A 16,128-nucleotide genomic window follows, 5' to 3' on the forward strand; every position below is an offset into this window, starting at 1 on the left:
TTTAGGCAATGAACGCCGCATTGATTGATGTCTCGCATCGGGTCAAAATTAGTTCTATACATTTGGTTGCTGCGTCCGGATGCTTTCGCTTTTCCCTATCCAATCCGGTTGAAGCATAACAAGCGTCCCATTGTTCACTTCGTTGTGCGATCTATGGATTTTCGCCGCCACTATCCGGGGCTTTTCGCGTCATATCCAGGGGCCGATGCAGTGTAATAAACGCGGTCTTCGATCCGCATCCAACTGTCTCATACTCGTCCGACCCGGTCCCGTCACGTCCCTCATGGCCTTTAAAAACGTATGGCTCGCCCCGTCTGCAAGCGCTTTATGATCGATGTTTGAACAAGTCTGCGCCAACGTATCCGGTCTCAGGGAAAACCCTGGCCAAGATGGAGCTCCGCGCGTTTCGATCCTCATAACTTCCTCGGCGGCTTGCACCATTTTTTTAACCAGGATTTCGAAATGCCGTTCGACAGTCAGGCCATCTTTCACAACCACATGCAGATATCTTCAGCAGCGTCCGCCAGCGGCGATCGTTGCTGATTATTTGGTTATGCTTGGATTACCGAACCCAAGCCGTCTTCTTTGTAGGGACGGCAGCTTTGCAACACAGCCCACACGATACGCGCTAACTTTGCTGCGAGTGCAACGATCACTTTGTTCTTGTGAGCGCGACCAAGTAGACCCCGTAACCAGTCGCCAAGAGGCGTCGCAGATTTGGAAAGCATTGGAAGAGCTGCGCGCGCGCCGTGGATGATCATCTTTCTTAGATATCCATTTCCTCGTTTGGTGATACCAAGTAATTTCGGTTTCCCCCCGGTTGTTATCTGTCGTGGCACAAGGCCTAGCCAAGCCGCCAGGTCTCTGCCGCGTCCAAAGGTTTGCGCATCCCCAACTGACGCAACCAACGCAGTTGCGTTCAGAGGTCCAATGCCGGGGATAGTGCCTAGAAGCCGGCATGGTGAGGGTTATTGTCCGGCGACTGAGGGCGGGCTTTCCTTCATCGGTTTTCATGTCAAGCCAGATCTCGAGCTTACGACGACCTTGCGGAACGGTAAGGCCGCGCTCCAAGAGGATCGCCCGCAGTTGGTTGATCAAAGCAGTCCGTTCCGCGACGAGACGGTCACGCGCACGATGGAGGGTCTGCATATCCAACTGGTTTTCGTCCTTGATTTCGACGAAACGCATCGTCGGACGCGTAGCCGCTTCAGCTATTCCCTCTGCGTCGCGGTCATCATTCTTTTGAGCCTTTATGTAAGGACGCACATATTCGGGTGACATCAGACGAACATCATGACCTTGAAGCTGAAGTTGCCGACCAACATGGTGGGCGCCACAGCACGCTTCCATCGCCATTATGCACGTCGGCAGAGTTGAGCCGAGTTTGATGACACCCTCTCGACGCAACCGTCGCCGAAGTACGACTTGCCCACGCTCGTCAAGTCCAACCACACTGCAGCTATTCTTTCCAAGATCAATTCCTAACACAGCTATCTGCATTGCTCTGCTCCTTGTTAAATCTCTTCATGCAAAATGCAAAATGCACGATGTGGGAGGGAGGGGCGAGCCATTCCATAACTTTATCCGCGGATGAACTTCAAAAAAACGGTTGTAAAAGGCTTTGCCGCTCGGCACGGCTTGGAGATGATCCTCGCTCTTCCAAAGCCAAGCAGCAAGACCGCGAGTTTGCGTACCACCGCCGATCGCGCCCGCTTTGGACCCAAACATTTCGCGAACTTCAACTCCCTGCTTCGCAAGGCGCACGGCGCGGTCACCGCTGTCAGGAGACAACCCGCTGCCTCATAGTGATAGTGCCGCAACATATCGTCGCCCTGTTTGGAGATCGAGCCTGTCACATCTCGATCGCCCGACTGGTACTTTGGTGTCAGGCCAACGTAAGAAAGGTGGATCGGCTTTTTCCAAAACGTCGCAGGATTTTCCGCCGCGCCACGAAGGGTAGGGAGGTCAGCGGTCCGACGCTACGCACCACATCAGATGCCAGCACGCTTTGATGCGGCCGTCATTTGCGGCACCTTCTTATTCAGGCGGGCCAATTCCACCGAAACCCCTGCGAGCGTATCAAGAAGTGCCGCAATGCCGATATAAGGATCATCGTGTCGGTTGCAGAAAGATCGCACTTCATCGTCGAATTGCTTACCTTCGGCTCGAGCCAAATTCTTGATGCCGAAAGACCGCAGCAGCCCACGAACTTGTCCATAAAGTCCCGAGTTGGGCCTGATTGTGAACTTGCAAGAAAGAAGCAGATGATGTGATCGATCGATCCGAGGCGCGTGACAATCCGTTCGTTCCAATGGCCGTCAAGGTCGTCGCACTGTTAGGAACTCGCGCTGCGGAAATCATCTTGGCCAGTGGTCATGTGCGACCACACACAAAGGCCGCACATATGGAAGCAAGCGATCCGATCAAATATCTGCAGAAAACACTTGCAAGCGGGGGCCGTCCACATATGGGACGACGAACAGGCCATGTATCGAGATGCCAATTTGAGACGATCTTAATAGCCGAAATGTCAGCGCTCGCGTGAGAGGCGTGCGATATCGTAACGCCGAATGAGTTCCTGCAGGTGATCTCGGGCAGCTTGGGCATCTGAGCGTCACAGGGCCGCCTCTTCGGAGGAGGCCCTCTACACGCGGTCGGACTGCAATCGGGCTGCGATCTCATCTCGACGTGACTCTCGTTCCGATCGAGAATTGACAATTTGCCCAAAGCCGGGTCAATCGTCGCAGTGCTCGATACTAGGGCGCCACCGGCTGCCTTCACCGCTTGGCTATGAGACGCCGGGCAGCGTTTCCTTGGTCACGGCGTCGCCTGGACATCGTGGCGTATCGCGGCCTTCTGCGACGGAGGGGAGAAGACGCGCCATTTCGCCAATGTAAACGACTGGCAAGCCGCCGGCGCACTGTGTCGGACCCGACGATCGAAGGGACCGCTGGTAGCGCAGGTTTTGCCGGTCATTGGCTGGCATACCGCGCGGTGAGGATCGATGTCGCGCTGATCGGGTAGCTAGAGATGGTGGACGACGAATTTCAGCAGCAGCGCCTCGGTCGCGGGACAGGGGAGGGAGGCGCCGGTCGCGGCCAGCGACTAGGCCCGTAGGCGAGGTCGGAGGTAAGCGCGCAGTTGATATGCCCCATGCTCCGTTGACCATTTGGCGCAGCTTTTCGATGTCCTGGTGGGTCAACAGTTCGTCCAGTTTCGTCGGCGCGGCGATCGATGACGGTATTTGAGAGTGACCACACGGTCATAAAACCTGCGGATCGATGGTCTTGACGGCCGATCGATAGTGCACGTATCTAATCCGTTGTTTTGCGATTCAAGTCGACCACCTCCATCGATAAGGGATACTTATCGAAGGTGAGAGGCGCGGTTATGGTTAATAATTGGTTACGGAAGCGAATGCCGGTTTCAATGCCGCCAAACACGTTCTATTTAATATAATCAATTGCCTAGGCGTCTCGAACCAAGCGAAATGACCGTCAAATTCGGTACGTGGGGCAGATTTGGTGGCGCTGCCGGTTTGTCAGGCAATTGTGTCGCTGACTTCCTTCTATCATAATCGGCATCGTGCTTGAAGAAGACTGCCATTGGAGGATGGATCTGCGCCATGACCGACATCGATATCGACACGCTCGATGAGACCGAACTGCTAGCGTTGAACGAGCGTATCGTCGAACGGCTTCATCTTCTGCATCGGCAAAAGACAGACCAAGCGTTGCAGCAGATCAAGATCGGCAGTGCTGTGATGTTCGAGACACACGACGGCAGAACGATCACGGGTATCGTCATCCGTCGCAATCGCAAGACCGTGACGATCCATTCTGATGACGAGAAGCACTGGAATGTCTCACCAACGCTCGTTAGGCTGATCGGGCGGAATGTTTTGGAGGACTTGACGCCCAAGGATGGGCGCGTGCTGCCATTCACGAAGCCCGGCAGCCGTTAGCAACGCTCAGGCTCTCGCCGCGACAAGGCCTGCTAATTGCGGGATGGCCTCGCCACCAATGCCGAGCCGGTCGCCAAGATAGTCGTAAAATGAGATGCCGAGCTTCCGGCACGTCTGCATCAGACCGAGCATTGTATCGCGTGCAATGCGACCGTCTCGGCTCATCGTGCCGCCAGAGATCTTCCGCTTGGTCACAATCGTCCGCAGGGCGCTTTCCGATGCGTTGGTGTGCAGCGGAATGTCGGGATAGTCGAGCACCTTCAGGAGTTCGTTCTTTCTTCGATGCAGCCGCTCAAGAAGCTTGTCGAGGGCCTCATAACCGGTGCGTAGAGTGAAGATCCGATCGAACCGTCGTCGGAATGCGGGAGCGGATGCTGGGGTAGGGTTCTGCTTGTAGGCTTTCAAAGCTTTGTAGTATCGCCAGATGAGATCGCGGACGACTGTGGCCCATCGCTCCTCCTTTGCGTTTGCCGGCATCAACTTTTGCACCAGACGTTCTGCATGCACCCAACAGAGGGCATGATTGCCGACGCGGAACTGGCCGGCATCGTCGGACACGATCACCATGTCACCCACCAAACCATGATGGCGGATGGCACCCCAGAGCCCGGCTTCGGCAAGCAGGCCAACGGCTTGCGTATCAAAAATGTCGACGCCCTTGCCAGCCAGATGCGTCATGAACGGAACCTGGTTGCTGAAGTGTTGCGGTTCAAAACTCCTCAGTCCGGCGGTCAACGGTGACCCACCACGGCGTTCTTCCAAGTATTCAAAAGCAGCGTCGTTCAACACATAATCCTGGTAACTGCCGCGTAGCAGCGACAGAAAATTCAGCCGTGATTTCGATTTCGTCGTGCGGAAAACGCTAAAGTTCGGGTGTCGATGTGTGTGGCGTAACCGTTATTATGGCAATGACGGGCGCCGGTGTCGTCAACAGTGACGTAAGACGACGATACCAACCCGGCATGCAGCACCGCCGTATCCTCGGCTGCAAAGCCATCCAGTTGCCCGGTCACAAGTCGCACCACCTGGCGCTTTGAGATATCGAGACCGATATCGTTCAGCAATGTCGTGAGGCGTCCGGTCGTCACCTGCCCTTGTGTATGGAGCATCAGACAAAGACGCCTGAGGTTGAGGCCGTAGCCAGCAGTGATCCCCGCCGGCAAGGACGCAAGAATTGTCTTTCCGTCCGGCGTCAGCCAGCATTCGCGGCGGTAATGCACAAGCTCCGCCTTCATCACCAGATCGCGAACATAGATGCTTCTGTATCCCTTGAAGCGCGACCCGACGGGAGCATCGACGCGCAGGACTTCCTGCCGGCTCACCCGCTTCACATCCAGCTTCGGGCCACGGGGCTTTTTCTTATCCGCCGATATGTCGCCGGGTTTGGCATCCGTTGCCTTCTCCATGCCGGAGGAGCGAAACGGCGGCCGGGGTGGCAGGTTCTTCAGCCGGGCGATCTCGTCGCGCAGCAGCTGGTTCTCGAGTTTCAGCCGGGTGTTCTCCAGGCGAAGGGCGGCGTTCTCTTCGCGAAGCTGGATGTTGTCGACTTCAAGCTTCTCGAGCCGGGCTTCCGCTTGCAGCGACCGTTCCAGCAGCCCCGTCACAAGCCCGCGCAACGCATTCAGCGAAAGCGTGTCGGCATGCTCGGGGGAGGGGAGCCGTTTCTTCATGATGGAATCGAATCATGATTTGCCCCGCTCAGGGAATCCCCCAAGCCGAGAAACAGTTATCAACGCGTGCGGTTATGCACACTTTCTAGGCCCGGCGCCGAAACGCTGCCACCGAATCTGCCCCACGTACAAATTCGGGCGACGACTTTCCGATATCGGCGGCGAGGGGACCTTGTGGAAAAATTCGATGGCGGCGAGGTCGAAATGCTCATCGCTAGCCATGACCGCGACCGTCCAGAACTCCGTCGCCGATCCGAACACCGTTGAGATCTGGACAACCTCGATATCGTTCGGCTCCGAGATTGCCGCACTATCTGCGATCAGACGGCGGGCCCAGTAGAAGCGGTTGGGTTCGAGTTGGTCGATGCCGATCGTGTTCATGCGCCCTTGCCCCCTCAGACATTAACAAGAGATTACCGCACAATCGGAAAAGAGTCTCAGGGGGTGGCGGGAATTCACAGGATTGGCTTTCTTATCTGAGAACTGTTGGTCTTCGCTCCTCGTCCCCATTATAAAATTTATGGTATTTTGCATACAACTTGGACATGTTTTGTGAAGAAGGCTTCACGCCCTTCTCGGACGCTCGAGCATGGTAGAAACTTGGTACAGGAGTGAAAACATAAATGTCAGCCGTTCTCGATCGATGGGTTGTCACTCCTCAATTTCTCTCTGCATGGCTCCAAGCCGCAGCAGCGCTTATCGCACTTGTGATCAGTGTGATCGCGATTGTCAGGTCTGACGCGGTTGTCAGGCGGCGAGATAGACTGGAAATCAAATCACTCGTTGTTGCCATTTATCCAGAAATTCAAATGCTTCGCGAAAGTGTCGACACGGCCAGAGCTAACATCGCGGGCCTTAAAGCTGAATTTGGCCAATTGGTTGGGCAGTCGATTGCCGCAACCGTTCAGTACAAAACATATTTACCGATTCCTGCAATGATGGACAGATATACCGACAAGCTTTTCATTTTGGGCGATGTGGCGGGCCCAACGTGTATCCATCTCGTGAGACTTCTTATGCAGTACAATGATTTCGCTGCCCAGGTGGCAAGCAGTATTATTTCAATGAATGCGCAGCAGTGGCTTGTAGCGATTGACCAACTTGATGAGCATCTTGTTTTGCTCCTACACGTAATCGAAAAAGGCGAAAGAGAAGTTCAACCTCTTCACGCTACGATCTCCGGATAGCGGGCGTCCTCGATCGTGAATCCGCCGGCTTCATCACTCACGCCCATTTGGCCACTAGCAAGCCTCGGACTGAGAAGCGCATCTGTCGATCGCACAATGGCCTCTGACCGCCGCCGAGGTTGGGCTGAAAGAGCATGACCGGCTGACGCTGGCGAAAACGATGATGGACCGAAAAATGCACGGGCGGCGGCCGTCTTCCAAACTGCCGGAGCTGGTCGAGCTGGTGATGGCTCGGCCCTTGGTGTCGGCCGGGATGGTGGCCAATACGCTTGATGTGACGCCGCAGGCGGCGCGGCGAATTGTTTTGGAGTTGGGGCTCAGGGAGATGACGGGAAGGGGGAGGTTTCGAGCGTGGGCTATTATTTGAGTTACCAGCCAATATCCTCTAGGGCGCTTGTCAAGGCAACCACGATACTGGAATCAAGAAATCCTTCTCCCCACGCCAGTTGCCGGCCTCGAATATGTTATCATGTTGACCCCAGGCCTTTTCGTCGGCGTGGTCAAGGACGATAATTTGAAGCCGGCCTTTGAAGCTCTTTTGAGCACGGGAAAGGGCACTGAAGATGCTTTTGGTGCTTTCCAAGTCGTCAAGATGACGACGCGGGCGGCGCTGCGAGGTCGCATTGTTGCTGGCTTTCCCTTCAATAAACTCCTCGAACGTATCACTGGGAAAGTAGACTTGGCTGGGCTGGTCGATAATTAGGAATGTAGGCACGGGATTGTCTCCCTTACGCCTCAGGAATATCCCATGAAGGGCCAGAAGCGCCGCCAAATGATAGGCCATCCAGTTCTCGCCGCTGCCGATCTCCCAGAGGAAGTCGGGGCGACTTGCGCCATCGCGCATAAACTTGACGTTCAGTTCTTTTTCATCAAGCAGCGGGGTACCTGTCGCGCCGGTGACAGCCAAAGCACCGACAAATTTCGCGATGTAGTCCGAGATTGCTCTGCGAACGGCGGCTTCCCGGTCTCTTCGCGTTTTATCGTCCGACTGCTTCTTCAGGCGCTCTAACTCATCCTCGAGATCCGCGATTTTTTTTACGAGCCCGTCCTCGCCTTCGACATCGCCCAAAATCTTGAGCGCTTGCTCGGTGCTTCCGAGGAATCGGTAAACGCCTTCAAGGGTTTGAGTATGACCTTGCTCAGATTCAACGGTCGCTTCAAACTCCTGGCGCGTCCTCCGAAGCTGCAGCATTGCCCTCTCGTCTGCCAGCAAGCCGCGCTGAATACCAATGATCTCGCTATCAACCATAGGTGACGTTGCTTCAGCTCCAGCGGTGAGCTCCGTAAGTTCGCGGATTGGTCCAACCAGTTCCTTGAGGTGAGTATGCGCTTCAGTCGTGGCAGATCCACACAAAACGCATGCACTAGCTTCGACATGCTCGAGAAACCAACCAGATCCCTTGACCCTAGCCTGCTGGTCTTCAAGGACAGCTGCGTAATCGGATACTGATCGTCTCAAACTCTTGAGACGCCGTAGGCGACGACGCTGCGATGAGATCGTGGATTCAAATTCTTTCTCTTGGCTTCGAATAGCCTCGAGGCGTTCAACTGACGCAGAGACGCGGCCAGCCGCAGGGACCACCGCGCCCGCGTTGTCCACCATTTTCCGTAGTAGCTCAACAATCTCCCTCAGATCAGAAGGCGGGTCTCCTGGCGGCAAAAGGTTTAACTCTTGCGCTCGGTAGAAGGCTCCCGTCGCATTCGCACGCCAATTCTCGACTCCCGTTCGTCGAGTACGTAGATCGGCCTCCTGCTTCCGTATTTCCTCTCGGAGCATTTGTATTCGATGGGACCGCTCAATGTCGGAGTTCGAAATAATGCCTAGTGCCAAGGGTAGGACGTTTCGAAGCTTCTCCCGGTGCTCGCTGGAGTCCGCCTTGAAGAAGAGAGTGTACGGATTTGCCACGATGTGTTGCGGCAAGAAATTGAACGCCGCCATGTCGCGAAACGACGCGCGCTCGGTGAACCCTCGCGTCTGCTCGGGATCTAGGCGCAAGTCCGATAGACCGGAGAGAGCGTCCATCATCCCACGGATACGATCTGCATTTGTCGTCGCCACCGGCAAGATCGGCAGAGGGGCCTCAGTATCGGGGCCCTCTTGGAGCCAATACGAATTGTCTACCTGCCGGCCATCGGGTTTTTTACGCGCAAGCCTTATAGAACCGGCGCTCGTTTCCAAGAGTAGACCATACCAAGAGGCATGGTCTCTAATTTCTCCTACGGGTATCGTACAATGTTTGGCACCGAGGACGTAGTCGATGATCGAAATGACCGACGACTTCCCGGTTGAGCTCCACCCGCTGATGACGCTGATCTTGTCGATATCAAAGTCCACAACACGGGGCTTATGATTTAGATCAACAGGCCAGATGACTATCTGTTTGATAAAAAGCTTCATCTAAAACTCCACCCTAAGATGGCGTTGGACTGTCAAAGACGATTCTGAAGCAAACCACGCACCTAGACGTTTGGAGGCGGCCAGCATTTCTGTCACCGGGCTCTCTGGTCTCCGCAATTCTCGGGGAAGTTCGTTCCCAATAGCCCTAAATGATGGCATCCCGTCACTTGCGACGCGAGACAAAAGCTTGGCGCTGGCAGCGACTTGGAGCGTCAGCAATGTGGATTTGGAATAATTTTCCATTCGAGATTGCAGACCAGCAATTATGTCTGGTCGGTCGGAGATGGCTTTCAGGATCCCGCTCTCAAAGTTCATGCGATAGGCTTTGTCGACAGTTGGCTTATGGAAAAGCATTGCTTCTACGATAAAAAACAGAGGGAGGGTGGGGTAGTAGTCGTCGCGACTCTCCGCGAATGTCTTAGCAAACTGCCAGAATAGGCACGCGCCAAGTACTGGGTTACGCAATATGAGTTCTTCATGGTTTGCACGCATCAAGCTTCTCCGGTTGTGCGGTAGCTTGGATGCCACCATACTTCGTCATCGTCGGCGAGGCGGTGATAATGGCCCGATGTCATATAGATTTCACTGCAGCTTTGGCCTCCTAGCGGCTCGCAATGGAAATACGTCGCTTCCGATAAGATCCTTTGGCCTACCTCCACAGGCCTAAGATCGCGATGCACTCGCGTCGTATTCTTCATTATATTGCGCCATCGCGTGATCAGCCGATCTCCGCGATCTTGCCACTCTCGATCCGCTACATCCCCATCTGCGCTAAGTCGGTGCTTCTCAATATTGAACTGTACGAAATGTTCGACTGCCTGCAAAAGATCATCGTCATCCGCTTCGATTCGTCGAAGGTGCTCAGCGAATGGGCGAGCTAGTGCTCGATTTCGCTCGTTGACTGCGATCAACACATCGCGTGCTGCACGAGGTAAGAACCTCTGCCGGGCGAGTGACGCCTCGATTTCGCGGCATTGTCGAATGCACGCCAGCCGCGAGATTAATCCGGGCTGACCCATGTCCCATGCTTCTTTGAGAACCCGCGTCACCCAACCCAAAAGAAAATCGAGTATTTGTTGCTGATCCAACCCTGGGTGAAGCGCGAAGCCATTTATCATCTCTTGGCGGGCACTTGCGAGAGTGAAACCATCAATGAGTTCGATGCGGCTGGCGAGCATTGTCAGAACGATGTCGTCAGCAGACAAAACATCCTGCATGGTTTTGACGATTTTGGCTTTCGACTTCGTCTTACTGATCGTCCTGAGTGCCTCGACTATATGTGCCGGAGTCGCGGTGGTGTCAGCGTTCCCCTTCCACATAGAGGCTACACCGTCTTCGATCCTTACGTTTGTCACGAGTAGGTATCGATCACAAAAAAGTCCGGTATCGCGATACTGGTGCAACCAAATTTGAAGGGTTCGCCAGAGCGCCGTACTCCGATCACCTAGCAAATCAGTTCGGTTTTTAACACTGTTCTTATCCTGCTCTTGAATAACTGGGAGGCCATTTTTGAGCTGTGCAACGTCGTCGAAACGCTCGACCGCAATTGTCACGTCATGATCTGCTCGGCTCAGGTGGTACAGGGCCCGTTCAAGCTGCAGGAGATAGCCTGACGCTTGCGGTGCTGCGGTATGATCTGTTCTCGGAGCTAGACCCACCTTTTCCCCACATCGTCTTGGATCGACTAAGTATGACGAAAGCAAATTTGGTATTCAAATACTTACGGCTTGGTTTAGGCACCAAAACCCAATTTTCACAACAAAAGCGGCGTTGATTGCGTCGTCTCTTGGTTTGGCCAACCCCAAAGATATAGCCATTGCCGTGTCGGTGAATCGGTAATGCGTGCAGTTAGTCTATTACAACAATCGGATGGCCACGATGCCGTGGGGAGCCAGGAAACTTCGAATAACAAACTCTGCTGTTGGTTCGCACCGAGGGACGCCTTTCTCCATAAACGCTCTCCATACTAAAAAAGACTGGGGCACCCCCTTCGTCGATAAAGCCACTGTATCCATTCTGGATAAGATTGTTTATTTCCCCCTCACTTCGATGGACATTGATGTAGCAGACGCCCGAAATTTGTTGGACAAGATCGTCTGCGGTAGGCCGGTCGTCGGGTGCGTACGAAAGGCACGCCTCGACGATGGACTGCAGTTCCAAGGCAAGCGGCTGGTATTGAGCGTTACTCGTCATAAAGGCTGGCCATGGGGCACGATTGCGTGTCTGCACATTGACGGCTGCCTGTAAATAGACGCCAAACGGGTAGATGACCGTCATGATTTTGAACATCATCGCTCCAAGCGACCAGATGTCCGCTTCAGGTCCGGGATGATCGCCGGGAGCGCGAAACATCATCTCAGGCGCCATGAACGGCAGAGCCCCCCTAATCGTGCCAGATGTTGATCGCGTGAGATCACCATCTTTGGCAGCGTCAGCAAAGACCTCTGCGGTAAGCGTGGCGATCCCGAAGTCGGTGATCTTTAAGTGGTGAAGATTAACCCCGGGCTCCGCAATCACATTACTTGGTTTAAGATCTCGATGCACCACGCCCGCGTGATGTGATGCTGCTACACCTTTTGACAAATGATGAAAGACTCTTGCAGAAAGGTGTGGGTCGACTGCGCCAAAACGAGCTAACTTGCTATCAAGTGTTTCTCCTGGAACATATTCTTCAATAAGATACAACCTTCCATCTTCTTCGATATAGTCGAGCGTTTTTGCGACATTGTGGTGGTTAACTTTGGCGGCAATGATGGCGCTTTGCGAAAAGCGCTTGTTCTGCTGCCCGGGCTGCGGCGTCTTTAGCGCAACGTCGACGCCTAACAACTGGTCCTCGGCAAGGTATACATCCTGCATCCCTCCACTGCCGATCGTCCCTTTAATGCGGTATCGACTCGATATTACCTGATCTACTCTCATGGCATGACCTCTGGATGCGACACATCGAATGTGACAAATCTCCGGTTTGAACCAACCCCGAAGGTTATCACGCAGCATCCCGGCATAGGGGAGCCGGAATTCGCAACTCCGTTGTTGATGAAAACGTTACCGCTTACAGAAATAATCACGAATTCGTAGCCGTTGTATTCGATTGCTATAGCGCCGACCGTGCCTGCGTTGAGTGATATCTTCCGCCGCTTATCGTCCAGCTGGTGTATCTTTCCGTCCATGACGACGAGCGCGCGGTGTGCGTTTTCAAGCAATCTGCGTTCAATTATCCTTTGAACTGCGACCATTGTCGGGCGTTTCGCCGAGGCATGATCAAGACAAGCAACGAGTGTCGCCATTATCTCATTCGGGACCGTCGGGAATGCGCTCACCAGCGCAGGAACAGACACTGGTCTTGGTGGCATTACGGCCAGCTCAGCCGGAACATGTTGATTTAAGAGGGCCAGCGCCGTCACGCCGAAAGCATAGACGTCAATCGAATTGTTGAAGCTTACTGTGTCGCTGCCCCAGAGTTCTGGTGCCATAAACACGGGGGTTCCAACTACTCCCCGTGTTCGAGCATCGTCGCGAGATCGGGCAAGTCCAAAATCGATGATCTTGACAACGCCTTCGCTGTCTAGGCGGATGTTGTTCGGTTTGATGTCTCGATGAATCACCCCCGCATCGTGAATATCCTTCAGTCCGCAAGCGATTTGCCATATGACACCGAGGTAGTTGCGATCCGGGGCAAATGCGCCGATAGCGAGATTGGCGCCAGCTATATATTCCAACACAATTGCTTTTTGAGGCCGTTGAGGAGTTCCGATATCCACGATATCGTGTAGCTGAACCACATGCTTGGAACGGACTTTGGCTAAGGCCTTCTGTTCATCGAGCAAGCGCCTCTCATCTATACCCAGCTGAAGTCGCTTTACGACCACCTGCCGCTTTAGGTGGAGGTCTGTGCATTCAAGAATTTCGCCCATTCCTCCAGCGTCAGAATTACCAGTGGGCTGATATCTATTCGTGATTATCACCGCTGTCCTCTCCCAAATTCCCCTCAATTTTTATCTCGAGCTGAATGTCCTCTTTCGCAAAGCTCTCCTTCTTCTTGCCCTTGTTGTTGTTTTTATTCTTGTTGCCTGCAGGCCTGCTGCTGCGTGTGGCCACTTGTGGTCTTCCCGCGGTCTTATCCACATCCTCAATGCGGTCGCGGGTCGTTAGGGTCGCCTGAGAGAAAGGTCTTGACGCGGCCGGACCCGCCGACTCCAGACTAAAACAGAGGCTGCCGTTTGGATCCCACACTTGCAGAAGGTCTTGCTGAACTGCTGGGCTTTCCGAAGCTAACATTGAAAGGTCAACGAAGGCGCCAGAGGCATTGTCAGGCCCGCCGCACCAGCGCGCTAGTGCGGAAAGCCGCTCTGCGGCGCTTCTAACAGTAGGCGAGTTAGCCAACACCGTTTGCAGCGTTAGTGTTTCGATATAATGTATGCCGTCGCTCGTGATCGCGAGATTTTTTGATCCACTAGGAATCTCGCTTATGAACGGCTGCATTTCTGGCCCCATCCCAATGAATTGGAGGAGTTCCCGCCCGTGCCCACCAACTGCTTCTGCTAAGGAGTCATCTTTCGTGAGCCGTTCGACGCGCATGTTGGGGCCGAAGCTGTAAACTCTGCTGTCGCCTACATGAGCGACGAATGCAGCGCCGCCGCCACCCAAAACTACAGCAGACAGCGTCGCGCCACCTTTGCCGCCCGCAAATCTGAATACCGATTCATTGGCGGCGGATACTGCTTGATAAATTTTTTGCTGGACAGGGCCGTGATGCGTTGCAAGGGTGATAAGGAAATTGGTCATGGCGAGCGTGGCGCATTTGGCACCTTCGCGCATGCCGCCCATACCATCGGCCACGGCTGCTACGAGGAGCCGATTGCCATTGGTGTCTTCCATGGATAGGGCAGCCACCCGGTCTTGGTTTTCACTACGCTGTAGCCCGACATCTGTAGTGAGGACGACGGCAGGCAAGTCGAAAGCCTGACTGATGGCGCGATCAGGCACGTTTCGAGACAGCCATGTTTCTAACTTCTGCCGCAAATACACCTCCTGATCCTGCTCGCGCCGCAACTCGGCCCAAACGCGTAGTCACGCTCGTTCCAAATGTTTCACAGCTTACTGTCAGTTGCTGCTCAACGTGCAACTTTAAAGCGTTGGTCGCTGTGGACAAGGCCAATCTTGCAATTTTATCAAGTTTTTAACGGTTGTAGGCCGTCCTCGGAACGAGGAAGGTATCGGAAAGTGGACTAGGGTGGAAACTGTGCGGAGATGACGTTGGGCATTCCTCTCAAGGATGCAGTCATTTCAGCAAGGCTTACACCCGGTCACGGCGCGAGGCTTCGGTTACTTCCCTGCCCCAGGATAGACGTGGACCTGTGCCGGGTGGTGCAACGCCTGAATTGTCGACTCGACGAACTGGCTATATTGCAGTCCAAACCTTACTCCATCGAAAGAGATCACATGAGCGGCCAACCGAAACCTGGAGATTCTTTCGCATCGTGGACGCTGATCGAGAATATTGACGCTGGTGGTAACGCCGACGTCTGGATGGCGCGACATAGCGATGGTTACGAAGGAGCCATCAAGATCCTCCGCAACCTCAAAGATGAGACCTATGGGCGATTTCGCAATGAGATCTCCGCGCTTCAAAAGCTCGGTGACATGAACGGGATTATTCCGATGCTCGAGTCGGATTTTTCGAAAGGCAAAGGCGCAAGACCCTGGTACGCAATGCCTGTCGCTCAACCCAGCAGGGAGTTCTTTCACAATGCCGATAGCAAGGCCATCGTTACAGAGTTCGTTCGCCTCGGCCAAACATTGGAAAATCTGCATGGTCTTCATATCGCCCACAGAGATATCAAGCCTGAAAACCTTCTCGGCCTCAATGGGCGCCTCTGCTTTTCCGACTTCGGTCTAGTCAAATATCCAGATCTTGCACCGATCACACCTGAAAGGCGCGATGTGGGCGCAAAGTTCACGATGGCGCCGGAGATGCGGCGAGAGGCGGCTGGTGCAGATGGCCTTCCTGCCGACGTCTTCTCATTCGCAAAGACACTTTGGATCCTTCTCACTGGAAAGCCCCTTGGCTTTGATGGACCGTACATCGCCGAGTCGAACGTGGGCCTGAAGAACTTCATGGGTGGCCAATACACGACGGTCCTGGACAAGCTGCTCTCCGATTGCACTCAGCACGACCCGCTCGCACGCCCATCGATCACAGAGGTTGTGATGCGGCTCGCCGAATGGTTGAAGGTTATCGATGATTTTCAGTTGCAGAACGCTTACGAGTGGAGGGAGTTTGCCGAGAAGTTCTTCCCCCGGCAGACGCCGGAGGAGGCAACTTGGACTGACCCAGACGCGATCGTCACAGTGCTATCCGAGATCGCCAAAGTGCCCAGTCTCAATCATCTGTTTTTCCCCGATGGCGGCGGCATGACGTTAAGGGCCATTCGGCGCGCTGCGGAACCAGGGTTCATCGACCTGGACACAGACTTCGCGGTTCTGTTGAAGCCCACAAAGCTCACCTATGTGTCATTTGGTCTTGACCCGAACTGGGACTACTTGCGTCTTGAGGCAGAACCCGTCGCCGCTACAGGCCTCGGTGTTGTCGGGTCGCAAGGATACCTGGAATATCTATCCGAGCTTCTTCCCGGACAGTATGACCATCCCGATGTTTACGAGTATCGCTTTGATCACGAGCGGAAGCTTCCAGAGGGTTCCAGAAGCGTCGTAAGGTACCTGAAAGGCACGATGGTATTGTTCAGCACCAGCTCGCCCTATAATCATAACAGTGCGACCTATGACGCCCGCCACGAGAAAATGAGCGAGGCGGAGTTCAAACACGACATGGGACGAGGCGCCCGGTACTTCTGGGAGAAAGCGTCACGAGCCTAAACTCTGTTCGGCAGGTGTCTTAGCCGCAGCAGG

The 16,128-nt window shown here is 54.3% G+C and carries 13 protein-coding genes and 2 pseudogenes; 4 read left to right on the forward strand and 11 right to left on the reverse strand.

Going from position 1 to position 16,128, the window contains the following annotated elements; genetic code table 11:
• Positions 1 to 551: 551 nt before the first annotated feature.
• Both J5278_RS27490 and J5278_RS31825 read right to left on the reverse strand, forming a co-directional pair.
• A pseudogene (locus J5278_RS27490) lies at positions 552 to 1,500 on the reverse strand (IS110 family transposase).
• Positions 1,501 to 1,580: 80 nt separating this feature from the next.
• On the reverse strand, positions 1,581 to 1,856 hold the full coding sequence (locus J5278_RS31825; protein ID WP_374108332.1) for a hypothetical protein: 276 nt from the start codon (positions 1,854 to 1,856) through the stop codon (positions 1,581 to 1,583).
• 1,769 nt (positions 1,857 to 3,625) lie between these two features.
• On the opposite strand from J5278_RS31825, the gene J5278_RS27500 reads away from it, so the two are divergent.
• On the forward strand, positions 3,626 to 3,964 hold the full coding sequence (locus J5278_RS27500; RefSeq protein ID WP_143123097.1) for a hypothetical protein: 339 nt from the start codon (positions 3,626 to 3,628) through the stop codon (positions 3,962 to 3,964).
• Between the two features lie 6 nt (positions 3,965 to 3,970).
• On the opposite strand, the gene J5278_RS31830 is transcribed toward J5278_RS27500, so the two are convergent.
• The 3 genes from J5278_RS31830 to J5278_RS27510 all read right to left on the reverse strand — a co-directional run bounded on the left by J5278_RS31830 (position 3,971) and on the right by J5278_RS27510 (position 6,015).
• Positions 3,971 to 4,642 carry a transposase gene (locus J5278_RS31830; RefSeq protein ID WP_257623493.1) on the reverse strand — a complete coding sequence of 224 codons (672 nt, stop codon included), beginning with the start codon at positions 4,640 to 4,642 and terminating at the stop codon, positions 3,971 to 3,973.
• 149 nt (positions 4,643 to 4,791) lie between these two features.
• The gene (locus tag J5278_RS31835) at positions 4,792 to 5,634 is read right to left on the reverse strand and encodes a transposase (protein WP_257623494.1); all 843 of its coding nucleotides are present in this window, start codon (positions 5,632 to 5,634) and stop codon (positions 4,792 to 4,794) included.
• A gap of 72 nt (positions 5,635 to 5,706) precedes the next feature.
• Positions 5,707 to 6,015: a hypothetical protein gene (locus J5278_RS27510; protein ID WP_219259264.1), complete on the reverse strand. Its 309-nt coding sequence runs from the start codon at positions 6,013 to 6,015 to the stop codon at positions 5,707 to 5,709.
• Positions 6,016 to 6,257: 242 nt separating this feature from the next.
• Here J5278_RS27510 and J5278_RS27515 point away from each other — a divergent pair, with 242 nt between their 5' ends.
• Both J5278_RS27515 and J5278_RS27520 read left to right on the forward strand, forming a co-directional pair.
• Entirely contained in the window at positions 6,258 to 6,821 is a 564-nt protein-coding gene (locus tag J5278_RS27515) for a hypothetical protein (RefSeq protein WP_219259266.1), read from the forward strand.
• Between the two features lie 82 nt (positions 6,822 to 6,903).
• Positions 6,904 to 7,188 (forward strand): annotated as a pseudogene (locus tag J5278_RS27520) (helix-turn-helix domain-containing protein); the annotation flags it as partial.
• A 30-nt stretch (positions 7,189 to 7,218) separates the two neighbouring features.
• On the opposite strand, the gene J5278_RS27525 reads toward J5278_RS27520, so the two are convergent.
• The 6 genes from J5278_RS27525 to J5278_RS27550 all read right to left on the reverse strand — a co-directional run bounded on the left by J5278_RS27525 (position 7,219) and on the right by J5278_RS27550 (position 14,241).
• Positions 7,219 to 9,219 (reverse strand): DUF3732 domain-containing protein, encoded by a 2,001-nt coding sequence (locus J5278_RS27525; RefSeq protein ID WP_219259268.1) that lies wholly within the window; start codon positions 9,217 to 9,219, stop codon positions 7,219 to 7,221.
• Positions 9,220 to 9,711, reverse strand: a complete 492-nt coding sequence (locus tag J5278_RS27530) for a three component ABC system middle component (RefSeq protein ID WP_219259270.1) — start codon at positions 9,709 to 9,711, stop codon at positions 9,220 to 9,222.
• Positions 9,711 to 10,772, reverse strand: a complete 1,062-nt coding sequence (locus tag J5278_RS27535) for an ABC-three component system protein (RefSeq protein WP_219259273.1) — start codon at positions 10,770 to 10,772, stop codon at positions 9,711 to 9,713. Before J5278_RS27535 ends, J5278_RS27530 begins: the two co-directional genes overlap by 1 nt.
• Positions 10,773 to 11,067: 295 nt before the next feature.
• Positions 11,068 to 12,138: a serine/threonine-protein kinase gene (locus J5278_RS27540; protein ID WP_219259274.1), complete on the reverse strand. Its 1,071-nt coding sequence runs from the start codon at positions 12,136 to 12,138 to the stop codon at positions 11,068 to 11,070.
• On the reverse strand, positions 12,135 to 13,133 hold the full coding sequence (locus J5278_RS27545) for a serine/threonine-protein kinase (RefSeq protein WP_219259276.1): 999 nt from the start codon (positions 13,131 to 13,133) through the stop codon (positions 12,135 to 12,137). The genes J5278_RS27540 and J5278_RS27545 overlap by 4 nt, the downstream gene beginning before the upstream one ends.
• Positions 13,134 to 13,167: 34 nt before the next feature.
• On the reverse strand, positions 13,168 to 14,241 hold the full coding sequence (locus J5278_RS27550; RefSeq protein WP_219259278.1) for a PP2C family serine/threonine-protein phosphatase: 1,074 nt from the start codon (positions 14,239 to 14,241) through the stop codon (positions 13,168 to 13,170).
• 420 nt (positions 14,242 to 14,661) lie between these two features.
• Between J5278_RS27550 and J5278_RS27555 the strand changes: the two genes are divergently transcribed.
• The gene (locus tag J5278_RS27555) at positions 14,662 to 16,095 is read left to right on the forward strand and encodes a protein kinase (protein ID WP_219259288.1); all 1,434 of its coding nucleotides are present in this window, start codon (positions 14,662 to 14,664) and stop codon (positions 16,093 to 16,095) included.
• Positions 16,096 to 16,128: the final 33 nt, after the last annotated feature.

The sequence above is a fragment of the Rhizobium sp. B21/90 genome (assembly GCF_019355815.1).
GTDB classification, from domain to species: domain Bacteria; phylum Pseudomonadota; class Alphaproteobacteria; order Rhizobiales; family Rhizobiaceae; genus Rhizobium; species Rhizobium rhododendri.